Below are 1,751 nucleotides of genomic sequence, written 5' to 3'. Positions count from 1 at the left end.
TATTGGGTAGGGGAGCGTTGTGTAAGCTGTTGAAGGTGTGCTGAGAGGCATGCTGGAGGTATCACAAGTGCGAATGCTGACATGAGTAACGATAAAGGGGGTGAAAAACCTCCTCGCCGGAAGACCAAGGGTTCCTGTCCAACGTTAATCGGGGCAGGGTAAGTCGGCCCCTAAGGCGAGGCCGAAAGGCGTAGTCGATGGGAAACGGGTTAATATTCCCGTACTGCTGCTTACTGCGATGGGGGGACGGAGAAGGCTAGGTGGGCCTGGCGATGGTTGTCCAGGTTCAAGTGCGTAGGCTGATTTCTTAGGCAAATCCGGGAAATCAAGGCCGAGACACGATGTCGAGCCACCAAGGTGGTGAAGTCATTGATGCCATGCTTCCGGGAAAAGCCTCTAAGCTTCAGGTAAGTAGCAACCGTACTCCAAACCGACACAGGTGGTCGGGTAGAGAATACCAAGGCGCTTGAGAGAACTCGGGTGAAGGAACTAGGCAAAATGGTACCGTAACTTCGGGAGAAGGTACGCTGCCCGCGGTGAAGTCCCTTGCGGATGGAGCTATGGGCAGTCGCAGATACCAGGTGGCTGCAACTGTTTATTAAAAACACAGCACTGTGCAAAATCGAAAGATGACGTATACGGTGTGACGCCTGCCCGGTGCCGGAAGGTTAATTGATGTGGTTATCGCAAGAGAAGCCATTGATTGAAGCCCCGGTAAACGGCGGCCGTAACTATAACGGTCCTAAGGTAGCGAAATTCCTTGTCGGGTAAGTTCCGACCTGCACGAATGGCGTAATGATGGCCACGCTGTCTCCACCCGAGACTCAGTGAAATTGAAATCGCAGTGAAGATGCTGTGTACCCGCGGCTAGACGGAAAGACCCCGTGAACCTTTACTACAGCTTGGCACTGAACATTGAGCCTACATGTGTAGGATAGGTGGGAGGCTTTGAAGCGGCGACGCCAGTTGCTGTGGAGCCATCCTTGAAATACCACCCTTGTATGTTTGATGTTCTAACTTAGCCCCGTTATCCGGGGTGAGGACAGTGCCTGGTGGGTAGTTTGACTGGGGCGGTCTCCTCCCAAAGTGTAACGGAGGAGCACGAAGGTGGGCTAATCACGGTCGGACATCGTGAGGTTAGTGCAATGGCATAAGCCCGCTTAACTGCGAGAGTGACGGCTCGAGCAGGTACGAAAGTAGGTCATAGTGATCCGGTGGTTCTGAATGGAAGGGCCATCGCTCAACGGATAAAAGGTACTCCGGGGATAACAGGCTGATACCGCCCAAGAGTTCATATCGACGGCGGTGTTTGGCACCTCGATGTCGGCTCATCACATCCTGGGGCTGAAGTCGGTCCCAAGGGTATGGCTGTTCGCCATTTAAAGTGGTACGCGAGCTGGGTTTAGAACGTCGTGAGACAGTTCGGTCCCTATCTGCCGTGGGCGTTGGATGATTGAGGGGAGCTGCTCCTAGTACGAGAGGACCGGAGTGGACGAACCGCTGGTGTTCGGGTTGTGTCGCCAGACGCATTGCCCGGTAGCTAAGTTCGGCACAGATAAGCGCTGAAAGCATCTAAGCGCGAAGCTGGCCCCGAGATGAGTCATCCCTAGAGCCTCGAGCTCTCTAAAGGGTTGTTCTAGACGAGAACGTTGATAGGCAGGGTGTGTAAGCGCTGTGAGGCGTTGAGCTAACCTGTACTAATGGCCCGTGAGGCTTAACCATACAACACCCAAGAGGTTTTGGGTTGGACT

General features: G+C 53.9%; 1 rRNA gene. It reads left to right on the top strand.

From position 1 onward, the window contains the following. Nucleotides 1-1,722, top strand: a 23S ribosomal RNA gene (locus C7A19_RS11600); the annotation flags it as partial. Nucleotides 1,723-1,751: the final 29 nt, after the last annotated feature.

The sequence above is a fragment of the Salinivibrio sp. HTSP genome (assembly GCF_003390965.1).
In the GTDB taxonomy this organism is placed as follows: domain Bacteria; phylum Pseudomonadota; class Gammaproteobacteria; order Enterobacterales; family Vibrionaceae; genus Salinivibrio; species Salinivibrio kushneri.
Note: the sequence above shows the minus strand (reverse complement) of the source record. Positions and strands in the feature narration are given on the sequence as shown.